14 protein-coding genes and 2 pseudogenes are annotated in these 18,521 nt (G+C 62.3%); 9 read left to right on the top strand and 7 right to left on the bottom strand.

Features of this window, described 5'->3' with window-relative positions:
• Positions 1-4: 4 nt before the first annotated feature.
• The 3 genes from ftsR (at position 5) to LDP01_RS00275 (ending at position 2,054) form a co-directional block, all read left to right on the top strand.
• Positions 5-721, top strand: a complete 717-nt coding sequence (gene ftsR, locus LDP01_RS00265) for a transcriptional regulator FtsR (protein WP_224089512.1) — start codon at positions 5-7, stop codon at positions 719-721.
• On the top strand, positions 721-1,224 hold the full coding sequence (locus LDP01_RS00270) for a bifunctional nuclease family protein (protein WP_224089514.1): 504 nt from the start codon (positions 721-723) through the stop codon (positions 1,222-1,224). Before ftsR ends, LDP01_RS00270 begins: the two co-directional genes overlap by 1 nt.
• Positions 1,225-1,460: 236 nt before the next feature.
• Positions 1,461-2,054: a MerR family transcriptional regulator gene (locus tag LDP01_RS00275; protein WP_275965381.1), complete on the top strand. Its 594-nt coding sequence runs from the start codon at positions 1,461-1,463 to the stop codon at positions 2,052-2,054.
• Between the two features lie 91 nt (positions 2,055-2,145).
• On the opposite strand, the pseudogene LDP01_RS00280 reads toward LDP01_RS00275, so the two are convergent.
• Positions 2,146-2,956 (bottom strand): annotated as a pseudogene (locus tag LDP01_RS00280) (ParA family protein).
• 304 nt (positions 2,957-3,260) lie between these two features.
• Between LDP01_RS00280 and LDP01_RS00285 the strand changes: the two are divergent.
• Positions 3,261-6,656, top strand: coding sequence for a pyruvate carboxylase (locus LDP01_RS00285; protein WP_224089517.1), 3,396 nt, complete (start codon positions 3,261-3,263; stop codon positions 6,654-6,656).
• A 70-nt stretch (positions 6,657-6,726) separates the two neighbouring features.
• Here LDP01_RS00285 and LDP01_RS00290 read toward each other — a convergent pair whose 3' ends face one another.
• The gene (locus tag LDP01_RS00290; protein ID WP_224089519.1) at positions 6,727-8,538 is read right to left on the bottom strand and encodes an AMP-dependent synthetase/ligase; all 1,812 of its coding nucleotides are present in this window, start codon (positions 8,536-8,538) and stop codon (positions 6,727-6,729) included.
• Positions 8,539-8,725: 187 nt separating this feature from the next.
• Between LDP01_RS00290 and LDP01_RS00295 the strand changes: the two genes are divergently transcribed.
• Positions 8,726-9,784, top strand: coding sequence for an ROK family protein (locus tag LDP01_RS00295; protein WP_224089521.1), 1,059 nt, complete (start codon positions 8,726-8,728; stop codon positions 9,782-9,784).
• A 30-nt stretch (positions 9,785-9,814) separates the two neighbouring features.
• On the opposite strand, the gene LDP01_RS00300 is transcribed toward LDP01_RS00295, so the two are convergent.
• From LDP01_RS00300 to LDP01_RS00310, 3 genes are read right to left on the bottom strand one after another with little or no spacing between them, the layout of a single operon-like run.
• On the bottom strand, positions 9,815-10,375 hold the full coding sequence (locus tag LDP01_RS00300) for a hypothetical protein (protein ID WP_224089524.1): 561 nt from the start codon (positions 10,373-10,375) through the stop codon (positions 9,815-9,817).
• Positions 10,362-11,165, bottom strand: a complete 804-nt coding sequence (locus tag LDP01_RS00305; protein WP_224089525.1) for an alpha/beta hydrolase — start codon at positions 11,163-11,165, stop codon at positions 10,362-10,364. Before LDP01_RS00305 ends, LDP01_RS00300 begins: the two co-directional genes overlap by 14 nt.
• Entirely contained in the window at positions 11,162-11,950 is a 789-nt protein-coding gene (locus tag LDP01_RS00310) for an alpha/beta hydrolase (protein ID WP_224089528.1), read from the bottom strand. Before LDP01_RS00310 ends, LDP01_RS00305 begins: the two co-directional genes overlap by 4 nt.
• A 109-nt stretch (positions 11,951-12,059) precedes the next feature.
• Between LDP01_RS00310 and LDP01_RS00315 the strand changes: the two genes are divergently transcribed.
• On the top strand, positions 12,060-12,845 hold the full coding sequence (locus LDP01_RS00315) for a lysophospholipid acyltransferase family protein (protein WP_224089530.1): 786 nt from the start codon (positions 12,060-12,062) through the stop codon (positions 12,843-12,845).
• A gap of 72 nt (positions 12,846-12,917) precedes the next feature.
• A complete protein-coding gene (locus tag LDP01_RS00320) occupies positions 12,918-14,321 on the top strand; it encodes a class II 3-deoxy-7-phosphoheptulonate synthase (RefSeq protein WP_224089531.1) in 1,404 nt (467 codons plus the stop codon).
• A gap of 60 nt (positions 14,322-14,381) precedes the next feature.
• Here LDP01_RS00320 and pknB read toward each other — a convergent pair whose 3' ends face one another.
• Both pknB and LDP01_RS00330 read right to left on the bottom strand, forming a co-directional pair.
• Positions 14,382-16,472, bottom strand: coding sequence for a Stk1 family PASTA domain-containing Ser/Thr kinase (gene pknB / locus LDP01_RS00325; RefSeq protein WP_224089534.1), 2,091 nt, complete (start codon positions 16,470-16,472; stop codon positions 14,382-14,384).
• Between the two features lie 76 nt (positions 16,473-16,548).
• Positions 16,549-17,809: pseudogene (locus LDP01_RS00330) on the bottom strand (LysM peptidoglycan-binding domain-containing protein).
• Here LDP01_RS00330 and LDP01_RS00335 point away from each other — a divergent pair.
• Both LDP01_RS00335 and LDP01_RS00340 read left to right on the top strand, forming a co-directional pair.
• Positions 17,718-18,140, top strand: a complete 423-nt coding sequence (locus tag LDP01_RS00335; protein WP_224091199.1) for a hypothetical protein — start codon at positions 17,718-17,720, stop codon at positions 18,138-18,140. The pseudogene LDP01_RS00330 and the gene LDP01_RS00335 overlap by 92 nt on opposite strands.
• A gap of 4 nt (positions 18,141-18,144) precedes the next feature.
• On the top strand, positions 18,145-18,498 hold the full coding sequence (locus LDP01_RS00340) for an Rv2175c family DNA-binding protein (protein WP_216922937.1): 354 nt from the start codon (positions 18,145-18,147) through the stop codon (positions 18,496-18,498).
• Positions 18,499-18,521: the final 23 nt, after the last annotated feature.

The raw sequence follows: 18,521 nt of genomic DNA on the forward strand, positions 1-18,521 counted from the left end.
GGCAATGGCCCAGCCGGAACGTCGCGGACCGCAGGTCCTGAACATCGGGGAAGTCCTGGCTCAATTGAGCGACGACTTTCCTGGCATGACCGCGTCCAAAATCCGCTTTCTTGAGGAAAAGGGCCTCATTAACCCCAAGCGGACCCCTGCCGGGTACAGGCAGTACACGGACAGCGACGTTGAGCGCCTCCGTTTTGTTCTTGCCCTTCAGCGGGACCAATACTTACCACTGAAAGTGATTAAGGATTACCTGGACGCGATTGACCGCGGGGAGCGGCCTGAGAACCTGCCTCCGGGCGTCACGGTGTCTCCCCGGGTGGTTTCCGCGGAGATGGCTGCGGAAATCCAAGGCCGGGCGCGCGCCCTCAGCGAGGAGCAGCTCCGGGCCGAATCGGGTGCCAGTGTGCCCTTGCTGGAGTCGCTCCTGAGCTTCGGGCTTATCAGCCACGTTGGCGGCAAGTTCGATGAACACGCCCTCCAGGTTGCGCGTGCTTGCGTTCAGTTGGAGGGTCACGGCTTGGAACCCCGCCATCTCCGGCCGTTCCAGGCCGCAGCCGAGCGTGAGTTCGGACTGGTGGAAAGAGCGGTTGCGCCCCTGACGTCCAGGCGCGACGCAGCCTCCCAAGCACGGGCTGCCGAGGCGGCGCGTGAAATCAGCGAACTGTGCCTTACGCTGCACAGGGCGCTCGTCCACGACCGTATCTCCCGGATGGACACCTGATGATCGAAGTTGAAATTGTCGGCGTCCGGATCGAACTGCCGTCCAACCAACCCTTGGTCCTCCTTCGCGAAATCAAGGGGGAGCGGCATGTACCCATCTGGATTGGAACACCCGAAGCCAGCGCCATCGCCCTGGCCCAGCAAGGTGTTGTCCCACCGCGACCCATGACCCACGATCTCCTGATTGACGTCGTGGAGGCCCTGGGGCATTCGATCATCAGCGTTAACATCGTGGCGGTTGAGGACAACATCTTCTATGGGCAGCTGCAATTCGACGATGGCACGGTTGTCAGTTCGCGCGCTTCTGATGCGTTGGCGCTTGCGTTGCGGGCCAAGTGCCGCATTTGGTGCGCGGATGCAGTGATGGAGGAAGCCGGTGTCCGGATCACTGAGCATGATGAAGGCGAAGATTCAGAGCCGGATCCCAGCGTGGACGAAGAACGCGAAATGCGGCGTTTCCGCGAGTTCCTGGACGACGTCGAACCTGAGGATTTCGAAGGCTGAATCACCCTAAGCCTAAAGTTGAGGGTGAAACTTTCGACACGACCGGATTTTGCGTCCGGGGTCTTTGACCTAGGGCCCTCCCGGGCCTAACGTCGAAGGTATCAAGTTCCCGTTGCATACACTGCCCGCGCAAGTCACACTGGAAGGTGCGGCTTGTGGGAATTACACGGCTGAATTTCGGCGTTGTGATCAGTGGTACGCACCGTCCCCAAGGGAACTGAGAACAAGGAGGTCACGTGAGTCCGAAAGGCGAAGCAGGCGAGCTGAAGCAGGCCTCGACCGGCATTGCTGCGCCCGCATCCGGCGCCCAAGGTTTGCTCTTCACAGAGGACCTTCCAGTGCTGGACGAGGACGCGGGCTACCGCGGGCCGACTGCCTGCAAGGCTGCAGGTATCACGTACCGTCAGCTGGACTATTGGGCACGCACGGGCTTGGTCGAGCCGGCCGTCCGTGGTGCTGCGGGTTCGGGCTCGCAACGTCTCTATGGATTCCGCGACATCCTGGTGCTCAAGGTGGTCAAGCGCCTGCTTGATACCGGCGTTTCCCTCCAGCAGATCCGCACCGCGGTTGAGCATCTTCGCGAGCGTGGCGTTGAAGACCTTGCGCAGATTACGCTGATGAGCGATGGCGCCAGCGTTTATGAATGTACCTCTGCCGACGAAGTGATTGACCTCGTGCAAGGCGGACAGGGTGTCTTTGGCATAGCGGTCGGACGTGTATGGCGGGAAGTCGAGGGAAGCCTTGCCGCGCTTCCGAGCGAGCATGCCGCCGAGCAGTCCTTTCCGGACGACGAATTGAGCAAGCGGCGCGTTGCACGCCGCATCGGCTAAGAACGCCCCCACTGGATCTCTCAGCAACGGAAGAAGCCGCCCCTGGATACAGGGTGCGGCTTCTTCCGTTGTATGGCTGTTGAGTTGAGGGCTAGCGCTGCTGCCGATTCCGCGAAACGGGTTGGCTTTGCAGCAGGCTCTGCAAGAGTGCATCGAAAAGTTTTGCGGAGTTTTTGGCGGAATCGCCTGGCCAATGATGTACCGAATGCGCTGCGCCCTGGATCTGCTGCCAGTTCGCCTGTTCCGGAATGTGCGGAGTCAGGAGCAGCTCGCCGAACATGGACTCCATCTCGGACAGCCGGAAGGTGTGCTCGGCTGATCCGGAACGAACCCGGTTGGCGACGATTCCCGCTGGCGCCAGGTGCGGAGCAAACTCCTGCCTGAACAACTGGATGGCGCGCATGGTTCGTTCAGTACCGGCCACGGAGAACAGGGCCGGGTTCGGCCACGAGTACTACGCGGTCGCTCGCGCTCCATGCCATCCGTGTGAGCCCGTTCAGCGAAGGAGGGCAGTCCACAAGAATCAATTCGTAGTTGGTGGTCCCTGCAAGAACGGCCGAGAGCCTGCGAAGGTCCCGTCGGCCGAGGTCCGGGCGATCATAGATGCCCGTGAAAGCCGATCCGACAGCAACGTCAAGCTTGCCGCCGCTGGAACCGTTGGAGACCCAGCTGCTGCTGGCGACGTTCTCGGGGAGTTTGGCTTTTCTGGGACTCTTGAGCATGCGGCCAATGTCCAACTGCCCGCCTCGCTGGACGCCGAGTGCCGTCGTCGCGTCCGCATGGGGATCGAGGTCCACCACGAGGGTTGGAATGCCGGCCGCGAGGGCCGCCGACGCCAGGCCGGTGGTCACGGACGTCTTTCCCACTCCGCCTTTGAGGCTGCTGATGCTGACTACTTGCACTTGAAAACCCAAAACCTAACGCCGGTTGCCGTATCGCGCTGTTTTCCGCTTCGGGACCGCCGAAGCCGGGGCTTGCCGAAGCCCCTCCAACATCATATGGGGCGGGGCGGTGGAATCCCGCTTTCTACGCGCCCGGGCAGCGTTGGATGGTGCGGGCATTAGCACGGCAGGGAGTCGCGCGCACGCATATACAGCCCAGATGACGATTCCATTGTGATGGTTGCCACAAAGATTTGTGTTTGATGCTGGCGGCACTACACACTGTGACCACCGACCGATCCACCCGCAATGATGCAGGAGAAGTATGTTTTCGAAAATTCTGGTGGCCAATCGCGGCGAAATCGCGATCAGGGCGTTTCGCGCTGGTTATGAACTGGGCGCCAAGACCGTAGCCGTCTTTCCGCACGAGGACCGTAACTCGATCCACCGTCAGAAGGCCGACGAAGCTTACCTGATCGGCGAGGTGGGCCATCCTGTCCGCGCCTATTTGGACGTAGAGGAGGTTGTCCGCGTCGCCAAGGAAGCCGGCGCTGACGCCATTTACCCGGGTTACGGATTCTTGTCCGAGAACCCGGACCTCGCGCGCGCTGCCAAGGCCGCGGGCATCACCTTTGTGGGTCCGCCAGCTGAGGTGCTTGAGCTTGCGGGAAACAAGGTTGCTGCCTTGGAAGCTGCCCGCAAGGCCGGTGTCCCCGTGCTGAAGTCGAGCAAGCCTTCAAAGGACCTCGACGAGCTCATTGCGGCAGCCGACGAAATCGGCTTCCCGATCTTCGCCAAGGCCGTTGCCGGCGGTGGTGGACGTGGAATGCGTCGCGTGGAGACCCGCGAAGCCCTCCCCGAGGCCCTGCAGTCCGCCATGCGCGAGGCCGATGCCGCGTTTGGCGATCCCACGATGTTCCTCGAGCAGGCGGTGCTGCGCCCGCGCCACATCGAAGTGCAGATCCTGGCGGACGCCGAAGGCAACGTCATGCACCTGTTCGAACGTGACTGTTCCTTGCAGCGCCGCCACCAGAAGGTAGTGGAAATCGCGCCCGCGCCCAACCTGGATGAGAACATCCGCCAGGCGCTATACCGTGACGCCGTGGCCTTCGCCAAAGCCCTGAACTATGTCAACGCCGGAACGGTGGAGTTCCTGGTGGACACCGAGGGTGAGCGGGCCGGCCAGCACGTTTTCATCGAAATGAACCCCCGCATCCAGGTTGAGCACACTGTGACAGAAGAAATCACGGATGTGGACCTCGTGCAGGCGCAGATGCGTATTGCCTCAGGGGAGACCCTTGCGGACCTTGGCCTGAGCCAGGAGACAGTATCCATCAAGGGCGCCGCGTTGCAGTGCCGCATCACCACGGAGGATCCGGCCAACGGCTTCCGCCCGGACGTCGGAAAGATCACCGGCTACCGTTCCGCAGGTGGCGCAGGCGTGCGTCTCGACGGCGGTACCGTCTACTCCGGTGCCGAGATCAGCCCGCACTTCGACTCCATGCTCGTCAAGCTGACCTGCCGCGGACGCGATTACCCGGCTGCGGTTGCCCGTGCGCGGCGCGGCCTGGCAGAGTTCCGGATCCGTGGCGTGTCAACCAACATTCCGTTCCTGCAGGCCGTGCTGGCCGATCCGGACTTCAACGCCGGCAACGTAGCCACGGACTTCATCGATAAGCGGCCGGAGCTGCTCAAGTCGCACATCTCCGCGGACCGCGGCACCAAACTGCTGACGTGGTTGGCCGATGTCACGGTGAACAAGCCCAATGGCGAGCTGACGGTCCACTCCGATCCCGCCAAGAAACTGCCCGTCGTCGAGGGTCCGGTTCCCACGTCAGGATCGCGCCAGAAGCTGCTGGAGCTCGGTCCTGAGGGCTTCGCGAAAGCCCTGCGAGAGCAGCAGGCAGTCGCCGTTACGGACACCACGTTCCGTGACGCGCACCAGTCCTTGCTGGCTACCCGTGTCCGTACCCGCGACCTCGTGGCTGCCGGCCCGGCCGTCACTGCCTTGCTGCCGGAGCTTCTTTCCGTGGAGGCCTGGGGTGGTGCGACGTACGACGTCGCGCTGCGCTTCCTCGGCGAGGACCCTTGGGACCGCTTGGCTGCTTTGCGCCAGGCGCTGCCGAACACCTGTATCCAGATGCTGCTCCGTGGACGGAACACCGTTGGTTACACGCCCTACCCGGAAGAGGTGACCGAGGCTTTCGTCAACGAGGCCGCGGCTACGGGCATTGACATCTTCCGCATCTTTGACGCCCTCAACGACGTCAACCAGATGGCCCCGGCAATACGGGCTGTGCGTGCCACCGGAACGGCCGTCGCAGAGGTGGCGCTTTGCTACACAGGCAACCTCCTTGACCCGAACGAGGACCTGTACACCCTCGACTACTATCTGGACCTTGCCCAGAAGATCGTCGATGCCGGTGCCCACATCCTCGCCATCAAGGACATGGCAGGTCTCCTGCGTCCCGCTGCGGCTGCCAAGCTCGTCTCGGCTTTGCGTGAACGCTTCGATCTCCCGGTGCACCTGCACACGCATGACACCGCCGGTGGCCAGCTCGCAACAATTCTGGCGGCCGTGGATGCCGGAGTCGACGCCGTCGATGTCGCTTCTGCTTCACTGGCGGGCACTACCAGCCAGCCTGCTGCATCCGCCCTCGTTGCGGCCTTGGCCAATACACCGCGCGACACCGGGATGAGCCTTGCCAATGTCGGCGCACTGGAGCCTTACTGGGAAGCGGTCCGACGCGTGTACGCGCCGTTCGAGTCCGGGCTGCCAGGTCCCACAGGCCGTGTCTACCAGCACGAAATCCCTGGGGGCCAGCTGTCCAACCTTCGCCAGCAGGCCATCGCCTTGGGGCTGGGGGAGCAGTTCGAAGCCATCGAGGACATGTACACGGCGGCAGACCGCATCCTGGGCCGCCTGGTCAAGGTGACGCCGTCCTCCAAGGTGGTGGGTGACCTTGCCCTGCACCTCGTTGGACTGAACGCGGATCCCGCAGACTTCAACGAGAATCCGCAGAACTATGACATTCCGGATTCTGTCATCGGCTTCCTCTCCGGCGAGCTCGGCAACCCTCCCGGAGGCTGGCCGGAGCCGTTCCGTACCAAGGCCCTCCAAGGCCGCAGCATCAAGGTCCGGGACGTTGAGATCAGTTCAGAGGACAGCGCCGCGCTGAAGGGTGATTCGAAGACCCGCCAGCACACCCTGAACAGGCTTCTCTTCGCAGGTCCTACCAAGGACTACCTCAAGAGCGTGGAGACCTACGGCAACATCTCCGTGCTGGACACCCGTGATTACCTCTACGGGCTGCAGCGCGGTGCTGAGCACGTCATCGAGCTGGAGAAGGGCGTACGGCTGATCGCCCAGCTTGAGGCTGTCTCCGAAGCCGACGAGAAGGGCATGCGTACAGTGATGTGTACGCTCAACGGCCAGTCGCGTCCGGTGGTTGTCCGCGACCGTTCCGTGGTGAGCAACGTCAAGGCCGCAGAGAAGGCCGACCCCGCACAGCCCGGGCAGGTTGCAGCCCCGTTCGCGGGGGCGGTCACCGTTACGGTCAAGGCAGGCGATGTGGTCAACGCCGGCGATACCGTTGCCACGATCGAGGCAATGAAGATGGAAGCATCCATCACGACGCCGGTGGCCGGCACGGTTTCCCGCCTCGCCATCTCCTCGGTGGAGCAGGTCCAGGGCGGCGATTTGCTGCTGGTGATCGGCTAACGATCCATCAACGAAAAACCCCTTCCGGAGGAATTCCGGAAGGGGTTTTTCGTTTGCGGTGGCGCCTTGGCTACTGCGGCCGGGGCGCCGAATACATCTCTTCAATCACGGCGTCAAAGTCCTTCATGACCTGCGCGCGCTTGACCTTCAGCGACGGAGTGAGGTGGCCTGAGGCCTCCGTGAAGTCCGCCGGGACTATCCGGAAGGATTTGATCGCCTCCGCTTGGGAGACAGACTGGTTGGCTTTGCTGATGAGGTCCTGGACGGCAGCCCGTACTACCGGGTTCCCGGCAGCTTCCTCCAGGGTGGTACCGGACGGGAGCCCATGGCGCTCCAGCCATCCCGGCAACGCCTCCTCGTCCAGGGTTACCAAAGCGCCGATGAACGGACGGTTGTCGCCCACTACCAGGACCTGGGAAACCAAGGCGTCTGCACGGATCTGGTCTTCCAGCAGGGCAGGAACCACGTTCTTTCCACCTGCCGTGACGATGATTTCCTTCTTGCGGCCGGTGATCTTGAGGAAGCCGTTGCTATCCAGCTCGCCGATGTCGCCGGTGCGGAACCATCCGTCGGCAAAAGTTTCCTGCGTGAGATCCTCGCGCTTGTAGTAGCCACGCATGACGCAGACGCCCTTGGCGAGAATTTCGCCGTCGTCCGCGATCTTGACGGCATTGCCGGGAAGTGGGGCGCCCACGGTGCCGATCCTGATCATCGAGGGTGTGTTGACGGAGATGGGTGCCGTGGTTTCCGTCAGGCCGTATCCCTCCAGGATCTGCAGGCCGATGCCCTGGAAGAAGTGGCCCAGGCGTTCGCCCAAGGGGCCGCCACCGGAGACAGCGTGTGCCACATGTCCGCCCATGGCGGCGCGGAGCTTTCCATAGACGAGTTTGTCGAACACCGCATGCTTGAGCTTCAACCCCAAGCCCAGGGAACCGGCCTGGCGCGCCTTGGAGTACTCGATCGCCGTGTCCACTGCACGGTGGAAGATGGCGCCCTTGCCACTGTCCTCGGCTTTCGTAAGTGCGGAATTGTAGACCTTCTCGAAGACACGCGGCACAGCAAGGATGAACGTTGGCTGGAAGCTCTGCAGATCGGCCAGCAAATGTTTGATATCCGGCGTGTGGGCAACTTTGACGCCCCCTGCAACGGCAAGGACGGAGATGAAGCGCGCAAAGACGTGGGCCAGAGGCAGGAACATGATGGTCTTGGCCGACTCGTTGATGATTTCGCCCAGCGCCGCACGGGCGTTCTCGGAGAGCTCCACGAAGTTTCCGTGGGTCAGTTCGCAGCCCTTGGGCCTGCCCGTGGTTCCTGACGTGTAGATAATGGTGGCCAGGTCTTTCAGGCCTGCAGCGGAGCGGCGCTTTTCAAGTTCTTCATCGGTGACGCTGGTGCCAGCGGCGCGAAGGGCATCAAGGCCGGCACCCTCAAGCTGCCAAACGTTGGCCACTGACTGTATGTCTTCGGCCGCGACGGCCTGCCTGATGATGTCCTCGTGGTGTGCGGCTTCACCGAAGGCGGCCACAGCACCGGAGTCGCCCAGGTTCCAAGCCACCTGCGATGGGGAAGAGGTCTCATAAATCGGGACAGAGACAGCGCCTGCGAACCAGATGGCAAAGTCCACCAGCGACCACTCATAACGGGTCCGGGACATAATGCCGACGCGGTCGCCAGCGCCCACTCCACTGGCGATAAGGCCCTTGGCCAAGGCCTTGACGTCGGCAAGGAAATCCGTGGCCCGGATGTCCTGCCACTCTTTGTTGCTGTCCAGCTTGGCGAACAGGGCCGGGTTCGAAGCCTTGGCGGCTTCCCGGACGACGAGGTCCGTGATGTTGGTTTCAGGGGCAACGTTGACAAGGGGCGGAACACTGAATTCACGCACGGTAGCTCCTTTGATATGCACGGGCCGCGTGGGGCTGCTTTCACTCTAGTATGCCCACCCGCGGAGGTGTGTCCTATTTCACCTACTGGCGAGTAACTTTACGGATGACCCCCCGTTGCGGGCAACTTGGCGCTGTCCAATCCTTCCGATGGCTACCTGCCTTGCCCGGGCAGAATAGGATGTTGGGATGCCTTCACTACGGTCCAGTTCCCGTGCCCGGCCCCGGCCACCCGTCGCTGCCTTGAAGGACGTTCCCTGGGCTGGGCGCAGGAGCCATTTGGGCCGACGGGGGCTGGCCATCGGCATCGATATCGGCGGCACCAAGGTAGCTGCCGGCGTGGTTGACGCGGAGGGCAGGATCCTTGCAGAGGCACGCAGGTCCACGCCAGGCGCCGACCCCCGGGCCGTGGAGCGGACCATCGTGGAACTGGTTGACGAACTCAGCGCGGACCACCGGATTGCCTCCGTGGGTATAGGCGCGGCCGGTTGGATGGACCTCGACGGCGGTACGGTCCTCTTCAGCCCGCATCTTGCGTGGCGCAACGAACCCCTGAGGGAAAGCCTGCAGAACCTGTTGAGGCGGCCGGTATTGCTAACGAACGACGCCGATGCGGCCGCTTGGGCGGAGTGGCGCTTTGGCGCCGGCCAAGGTGAGAGCCGACTGGTGTGCATCACGTTGGGCACAGGCATCGGCGGCGCAATGGTGATGGACGGGAGGGTTGAACGCGGCCGCTACGGTGTGGCTGGCGAATTTGGCCACCAGATCATTTTCCCCGGCGGGCACCGTTGTGAATGCGGCAACCGTGGCTGCTGGGAGCAATATGCGTCAGGCAACGCCCTCGGCCGTGAGGCCCGCCAATTGGTGCGAACCAACTCGCCTGAAGGCCGCGCACTCCTTGAGCGGGCCGGCGGTGTGGCGGAGAGCATCACCGGAGCTGCAGTTACCGAATTGGCGCTGGCCGGGGACTCCACGTCAAGGGAACTGCTGGCGGACCAGGGTGAATGGTTGGGCTTGGGGCTGGCCAACCTGGCGGCGGCACTGGATCCCGGTATGTTCGTGATCGGAGGCGGATTGTGCGATGCAGGGGACCTGCTCGCCGGACCGGCCCGTGAGGCGTTCGCCAGAAATCTGACGGGGCGTGGATTCCGTCCGATGGCAAGGATTGAGCTTGCCGCTCTCGGACCCCGTGCAGGCATGATCGGCGCTGCTGATCTTTCCCGGGTCAGCGGGCGTGCCCACAGCTAGGAAAGCCCACAAGCAAGCGGACCCGTCCAGCTAGATGCGGGCGCCGTCGTCGTCCTCGTTTTTCTCGTGCGGTAGCCGCATGATCAGGTAGACCACGGAAGCTGCAAAGGCCACCACTATGCCAAGGATGGCCAGCAACGGTGCGGAACGCCAGAACATCGCCGTAAAAAGCAGGGCGAGGGGGCCGCCCACAGCGCCGATCCACGCCAGCATGGTCAGCGGGTCTGTTCCCACCAGGCTGGGAGGCTCCTCGGGCACAAAGGCACCGTCGTCGTCGTCCACCTCGAAATCGCGGGGACCCATTGGCCCGCCGTTCAATTGTTCCTTTTCTCCTGGTGTCGTGCCGGCATCAGGCGCTGCTGCCGTGGCCGGAGTAGACAGTCCCAGCGGATCAAAGTCCCTGAAGGCCTTCGGAGCGTCCTCCCTGGCTGGCCCGGCTCCTGCCTGGTCCCTTTCCTGCCGACCCGGCTCGGCGGTCTCTCCGAGCGGTGAGGATTCCGTCGCTTCCAGCCGTGCCACCAAATCCAACCAGACGGCGTCGTCATCTTTGTTGGCACTCTGATCGGCAGAGTTGGGATCAGGCCTGTTCATCGGCTTTGTCCTTTTCGAGGGAAGGCCCGTTGCCGGCCAGTGCCGCCAAGGTCTTGTGGATGAAGTCGACAGTTCCCGCGAAGATTTCAGGGGCGTCGTTGTCCAGGGTCGCAACATGATGGCTGTTGCTGAGGTAGGTGACGTCAACGGGCGCCTGGACCCGGGCACGGAGGAACTCCAGGCTGGCATTGGAGATGACATTGTCCACTGTGGAGCGGAAGACGCGGACAGGCGAACCAATGCGGGGCAGCAGCGCGGCCGTATCCTTGTACATCTTCTTCAACTCGTGGGCCGCGGCAACCGGGGTGCGGGAATAGGCCCCTTCGTCCTGGTCCGGCTTCAAAATGTCATTGGCGATCGCCGGAGTGCTCTTTATGACGTACTTGAGGGCGGCAACAATGACAGCCCGTGGGTCATCAAGGACCAGGCCAGGGTTGACCACAATGGTGCCGGCCACGGGTCGTGTCGCCGCGATGCGCAGTGCCAGTGTTCCGCCCATGGACAGTCCGGCCGCGAAGACGAAATCGCATTCGCCTGCCAGTTCCCTGTAGGCATCGTCAACGGCCTGGTGCCATTCGCGCCATGAACGTGTGGCCATGTCCTGCCAGGTAGTTCCGTGCCCGGGGAGCAATGGAACCCTGACGGCATATCCTGCCGCTGCCAGATGCTCGGCCCAGGGCCGGACGCTGTGCGGGCTTCCCGTAAAGCCGTGGGACATAACGACGCCAACCCTGGGGCCTGAGCCGGTCCAGTTGCTGAGGAACGGGGAGAAATCGGGACGCATTTTCATGATGACTCTGAGGCTACTCTGTCCGCGGCATGCTGACGGAAAAACTCCGCCGATTCTTCAAAGATGGTGGGTGCATCCACATCCAACGTGGCCACGTGGCCGCTCGCCGGGAGGGTCACCACTTTGAGTCGCGACGGGTCCATATGCCTGCTGATCATAGCTACGGAACTGGGCGGGATGACACCGTCCACTGACGATTTGAAGACAAGCGCCGGTGCTTGAATTTGTGGGAGGGCGCGGGTTGCCTGGCGGAAGAGCTTCTTCAGTTCGTGCACGGACCTCAAAGGCGTCTTGGAGTAGTCACCGTCCTGCGTGGCGGACGCCGTCGGCTTTTCTTCCTCAATGGGTGACGTGGTCCGCATGACGTATTTGAGTGCTCCGACGTACCTGACCCGGCGATCGTAGAAACTCAAACCCGGGTTCACCAGGACCAGGCCCGGAACATCATGCAGTGAAGCCACGCGGAGGGCAACGGCACCGCCCATGGACAGGCCTGCCACAAAACATGATTCCGTCCGGGCCGCGAGATCCAGATAGCTTCGTTCGAACGTCCTGTACCAATCCTGCCAGCGTGTGGTGGCCAGATCGTGCCAGCTGGTTCCGTGACCGGGAAGCAAAGGCACTGAAACGGAAAAGCCCTGCCCGGCCAAATACTCGGCCCACGGCAGGACGCTCAGCGGGCTACCCGTAAACCCGTGGCAGATGGCCACTCCGGTGGAAGCGTTCGCTCCATGGCCGGGGTGGTGGAAGGCGAGCGGCGCGGCCGGTTGGTTGCGTTCCGTCATGGCTCCATCGTGTCACTCTTCCCGACATTTCTCACTGGAGTAGGGTTGCTGTTGAGTGCCGCCGGCTTGACCGGATGGACGCCCGTAAACCGGCCGTGAGAGGACAAACGTGTTCTATTGGGTCATGAAGAGGATCTTTCTTGGTCCTGTTCTCAAACTCCTGTTCAGGCCATGGGTCAAGGGGCTGGACAACGTCCCCGAAAACGGCCCAGCGATACTTGCATCCAACCACTTGTCCTTTTCGGACTCCATCTTCCTTCCCCTGATGGTGGACCGGCCGGTGATCTTCCTTGCCAAGTCCGAGTACTTCACCGGCAAGGGCATCAAGGGCCGCTTGACGGCGCTGTTCTTCAGGTTGACCAACCAACTGCCCATGGACCGTTCTGGCGGAGCCGCGTCGGAGCTATCGCTGCAAGCCGGGAAGGACGTCCTGAATTCCGGCGGCCTCTTGGGAATCTACCCCGAAGGCACCCGCAGTCCGGACGCCAAGCTTTACCGCGGCAAGGTCGGTGTCGCCAAGCTGGCGCTCCAGACCCGGGTCCCCGTAGTGCCGGTGGCCATGATTGGAACGGAAAAGGTCCAGCCCATTGGCAAGAGGCTGCCCAGCATCCGGCGTATCGGTGTGATCTTCGGCCAGCCCATGGACTTTAGCCGCTACTACGGCATGGAAGACGACCGGCTCATTCAAAGGACCGTAACTGACGAAATCATGTACGAGCTGATGCGGCTTTCCGGCCAGGAGTATGTGGACGAATACGCAGCTGTGGTCAAGGCCCGGATGGATGGCAAAGGACCCGGGACGGTTGGAAAAGTCAAAGAAGCCGAGGAGGCTCCTTCGGACATCGCTGATGACAAGGACGGGCCCAAGGAAAACGGGGGAGCAACCAGCGGGTGACTGTGACGCATCCGGCAAGGACAGTTACGCCTGCAGTGCCCCAACCTTGGCGGAGGCTACTACTCTTGAAGGGTGACTGAGCTAACCGCGAACACCGCACCCCCTGTAGTAGACCCACTCGCCAGCACCGCCCAGAGTGGGGCTGCAAATTACCCCGGTCTCGACGCCTGGCGGGACCTGCCGATTTCCCAGCAGCCCACGTGGTCTGACTCTGAAGTCTTCAAGGCCTCCGTTAAGGAACTTTCCGTCGTTCCACCTTTGGTATTTGCCGGCGAAGTTGACGTTCTTCGGGAGCGCCTGGCTGCGGCCGCCCAGGGCAAGGCTTTCCTCCTGCAGGGGGGAGACTGCGCAGAGACCTTTGAAGCCGCCACGGCGGACAAGATCAGCGCACGCGTCAAGACGATCCTCCAGATGGCCGTCGTGCTCACGTACGGTGCGGCGATGCCTGTCATCAAGATGGGTCGCATGGCAGGCCAATTCGCCAAGCCACGCTCGTCCAACGATGAAACCCGCGACGGCGTGACACTTCCCGCGTACCGCGGAGATATCGTCAACGGCTACGACTTCACGCCCGAGTCCCGCGCGCACGACGCCGGCAGGATGCTGCAGGCGTACCATACGTCCGCATCAACGCTGAACCTGATCCGGGCATTCACCCAGGGCGGTTTCGCGGACCTGAGGCTGGTCCACCAGTGGAACAAGGGCTTCACTGAGAACCCGGCACATGCCCGGTACGAGTCCCTTGCCCGTGACATTGATCGCGCCATCATGTTCATGGACTCGTGTGGTGCTGACTTCGAGGCCCTCAAACGGGTTGAGTTCTTCGCCAGCCACGAGGCGCTGCTGCTGGACTACGAACGCGCACTGACCCGCATCGACTCCCGGACGGGCCTGCCGTACGACACTTCCGCCCACTTCCTCTGGATCGGCGAGCGGACCCGCGAACTCGATCATGCGCACGTGGACTTCCTCTCCCGTGTGCGGAACCCCATTGGCGTCAAGCTAGGCCCCACCACCAGCGGCGACGATGCCCTGCGCCTTATCGACAAGCTGGACCCGAACCGCGAACCCGGGCGCCTGACATTCATTACCCGCATGGGGGCCAAAAACATCCGCGAGAAGCTGCCTGCCGTCGTCGAGCGCGTTACCGCTTCCGGCGCCCAGGTCCTGTGGGTGACGGACCCGATGCACGGCAACACGGTGACCTCGCCCAACGGATACAAGACCCGCAACTTCGACGACGTCATTGACGAAGTACGTGGATTCTTCGAAGTACACCACTCGCTGGGTACGGTTCCGGGCGGCCTGCATGTCGAAATGACCGGCGACGACGTCGCCGAGTGCCTCGGTGGCGCAGATCCCATCGACCAGGACGCTTTCCTGGACCGCTATGAGTCTGTCTGCGACCCGCGCCTGAACCACATGCAGTCACTTGAGATGGCCTTCCTGGTCGCAGGGGCTCTGTCCAAGCGGTAACGCTAAAACGCAAAAGGCGCGGTTCGGAGAAGTCCGAACCGCGCCTTTCGTGTATCTCGGCTAAACCACGGAAAGTTTGATGGTTGAACCTTCCGCGACTTCCGTGTCCTTCGGATCCTGCTTCAGGACGACGTTTAGGATTGCCAGGTCTTGCTCTCTGACGACCACAAAACCTAGCTTCTCCAGTTCTTTCTGCGCCGCATCTGCGTTTTTCCCGATGAAGTTAGGCACTTTAACCAGTTTGGGTCCCTTGGAGACCGTCAGGGTCACTGTTTCGCCGCGGATGAGCGTGCCGTTGCCAGGCGTCTGTGCCACCACGGCGCCTTTGGGCACGGTTTTGTCGTTGACAGCCTCAGGGGCAATGACTGCCTTCAGGCCAGCGTCCTGAATTGCTTTCACGGCAGCATCCTGCTGTAAGCCGCGAACATCGGGAACGGGGATGGGCTGGGGTCCCTTGGAGACGACGAAGGATACCGGCGTGCCGTGGCGGACTTCCTTGCCCGGTGCAGGGTCCTGGGAGATGACAATGCCCGCAGGGATCTTTTCGTCGAACGCCTCCGTGACATTTCCGAGGGTCATTTGGGCGGCGTTCAGGGCACTCTTAGCTTGATCAAGGGTTCCGCCTGCCAGCCCGGGCAGTGCAAAGAGCTGTGCGCCTTTCGAAACGAAAAGGGCGATGGGTTGAAATTTCCGTACCACTTCCCCCGATTTTGGTTCAGTCCCGACGGCGAGACCGGCCTGGACGTCGTCGTCGAATACGTCCTGGGGCTCAGACTGGAATCCTGCCGTTCGCAAGAGCTGTTGGGCCTCGGCCACTGTCTTGTTCTTGACATCGGGAACCGTGCCTGGAGATCCAGGGCCCATGCCGAAGAACCAACCGGCAGAACCTGCCAGCAGGGCCAGGATCACGATCACGACTGTCCAAATCGCAGCGCGTCGGCGGGGATTGCCTTCACGAAGGGGGCGCACAGGAGTAGCAGCAGCCCGGGCTTGGTCTTTAGCCTGTTGCCGCTCCAGCTTTTTTTGCTCCCGTTTGCCGGGCTGGCGCGGGTCATCGTTCGCACCGGGAAGGGCGAGGCCGGCGTTGTGTGGTTGCCGCGCTGCCATGACGGTTGTCGGGTTGCTTTGATGTGGAATGAATTCCGTGGGCGATGCTGTAGTGGCAAGGGCCTCGGTGGGATTCTCCTGCGGGGTTGCGCCGGAACCGGGGCCCGCGGAAGCAGCTGCCCCAACGGAACCAACTGCCCCGGCAGCAGCTGCAGGGGAGAGAGGCCGGGAGGACGGCTGCCTGTGGTCCAGTTGCTCGTCACTGAGTGTGGTCCGGATGTGGCGCAGTTCCGATAGCAGGGCGGAGCCGTCCACGGGCCGGTTTTCGGCGTCCACGGCAGTGCACCACTGCACAAGTTCGTCGAGGTCTTCGGCAAGACCGGGGGCAGCCTCGGAGGGGCGGCCAACCACGGCGTTGACGTGCTGGTAAGCAACTTGAATCGGGGATTCACCAGCATATGGCTGCTTGCCTGTGAGCATTTCGTAGAGCATGATGCCCGCTGAGTAGACGTCGCTGCGGGCGTCAGCGGGTTTGCCGAGCACCAATTCGGGGGCGAGGTACGCGACCGTGCCGATCAAGGCGCCAGTACTTGTGGTGGCCGTGACAGCCCTGGCCAATCCGAAGTCCCCTACCTTGATCCGGCCGTCTTCCGCTATGAGCACGTTCTCGGGCTTGATGTCCCGATGGATGAGTCCGGATCCGTGGGCGGCCGCCAGGCCTTCGATGACCGGATCGATCAGGGCGAGGGCCAGGCGCGGTGGAAGTGCGCCCTGTTGGTTGATGACGTCGCGGAGCGTATGGCCTTTGACATACTCCATCACCAGATAAGCGATATGCCCGTCTTCGCCCTGGTCCAGCACGCTGACAACGTGGGGATGGGACAGGCTCGCGGCGGCCTTGGCCTCGCGGCTGAGCCGTGACAGGAATGTTTCGTCGTTGGCCAGGTGCGGGTGCAGGACTTTGAGGGCCACGTCGCGCTCCAGGCGCTGGTCCGTGGCCAGGTAAACGGTGGACATTCCACCTCTGGCAAGGCGTGAGCGGACGTGGTAGCGCCCGTCCACCGTGGTCCCGATGAGGTGGTCCTGCGTTGGTTCCTGCACCATACGATCCTAAACGAGGCAGGGAAGAGGCCCGAATCCGCGGGGAATCCGGGCCTCGTCCAAAGGTGCTTGGGACGGCCTAGCCGAAAGTGCGTTGCCGGGCTTTGATCGATTCGACGTAGCGCTTCGTGTCGTCGTACATGCCGTACTTGCTGACCGAGTACTGCCCTTGGTAGTAACCGGCGATGGCGTTGTCAAGGTCTTTGCTGGTGGCGATGAGTGCCCTGATGATGGCGACGCCGGCCGTCGCATTGTCATATGGATCCAAGAGGTTGAGCTTGCGGCCCACCAAATCCGATGCCCATTGGCCCGAGGAAGGAATGACCTGCATGGTTCCAATGGCGTTGGCGGGGGAGACCGCGCGCTGGTCAAAGCCGGATTCCTGCTCGGCGAAAGCGAGTGCCAAGGAGGGGCTGACTCCCATGCGGCGGGCGGTATCAGCCACGATTGACTTCATTTCATCCCGGCTCGGGACCGGCGAAGCGTTCAACAGCGCCTTGTTTTCGTTCGCAGAGCTGACAACAGCGGGCGGGTACGTAAAGCCGAGGAAGGTGCTCGGCACCAGTGGCTTGGTCTCCCCGGCGGGCTGCAGCGACGAAGTGCCGGGGATGGTGAGCTTCTGCCCGGGATAAATGACGGTCGTCGCCGAAACTGTATTCACGCTCATCAGCGCTGACAACGAAACGTTGTGACGCGATGCAATGGAGCTGAGGGTATCGCCCGCTTTGATGGTATACGAGCCTGTGCTGGCGACAGGAGTGGCCGCAGGTGCCGGGGCGGGGGCAGGAGCAGGCGGAGTCGAAGGCGAAGAGCCGCCACTGACCTTGATCTTCTGGCCAGGGTAGATGATGGAGCTTCCACCGAGATTGTTCCAGCTGAAGATGCTGGACAGCGGGACACCGTGCCGGGCGGCGATCGCGCCCAGCGTATCGCCCGGAACCACCGTGTAGGTGGTGGCATTCGGAGGTGCCGCAGGCGCCGGCGTCTGTTCAGGGGCGGCCGGGGCGGTGCCAGTGAGTTTGATGGTCTGGCCAGGGTAGATCAGCGTTGTTGCCGTGAGCTTGTTCAGCTGCAGGACAGCGGCCGTGTCCAGGTTGAAGCGGCGTGCAATGGCACTGATGGTGTCTCCGCGGACGATCTTGTAGGTGTCCGGGACAGCGGGGGCCATGGGCCTCAGGGCGGCAGGAAGCGTTGCCGCAACCGCTTGGGCGGGAATCACGTTGCCCACTTTGGTGGCCTGGGCCCTTCATGGCTGCCGCGAGGGTAGCCGGAATCTTGCGCGGTTGGGGTGCCGGTGCAGCCGTGGCTGGCTGGGCCAAGGCAAGCGAGGACAAAACCACGGCGGGAAGCGCAGCCGTGGTTGCCGCAATTACCGGCATGCTCATGGTTCGTTTCGGCGAGCGGGGCGTCGTCATGGAGTGTGTCCTCATCTCAGCAGCGGGAATAGTTTGTGTTGCCGCTGTTACCAGTGTTGCCAATGTTACTGATGTTATCAATGTTGCAAGTGTGATCAGTGTGAATCTCTCACACTTATTCATTCGGCACAACAATTCCTGCACTATGGAAATCCCGTCGCTGAATTCATCCCCCTGGAAAGGCGACTTTCTCGCGCATGGAGGGACCGTCGTCGTACTCCGGCTAGGCGACTGGCAGCCCGGCGTGGCAACCTAGTTCCGTGAGTAATGTAGAAAGCCTTGTTTCCGACTGGTTGCCGCTGCCGGATGTCGCCGAGCTGTTGGGAGTTTCCATCACCAAAGTCCATGGACTGTTGGATGAGCGTGCGCTGGTGGCCATCAGGCGGGGAGAGCGGAATATCCGCTCGATCCCGGCGCTGTTTATTCAAGATGGACATGTCGTAGACAGCTTGAAGGGGACCATCGCGGTTCTTAGCGATGCTGGTTATAACGACGAAGAACTCATCGTGTGGTTGTTTACGCCTGACGATTCATTGCGGGGACGGCCTGTCGATGCGTTGCGCGAAGGACGCAAGACGGAGATTCGGCGTCGCGCCCAATCGCTCGCCTGGTAGATCAGTCGCTCGCCTGGTTGCCG

This window comes from Arthrobacter sp. StoSoilB13, assembly GCF_019977255.1.
Lineage (GTDB): Bacteria > Actinomycetota > Actinomycetes > Actinomycetales > Micrococcaceae > Arthrobacter.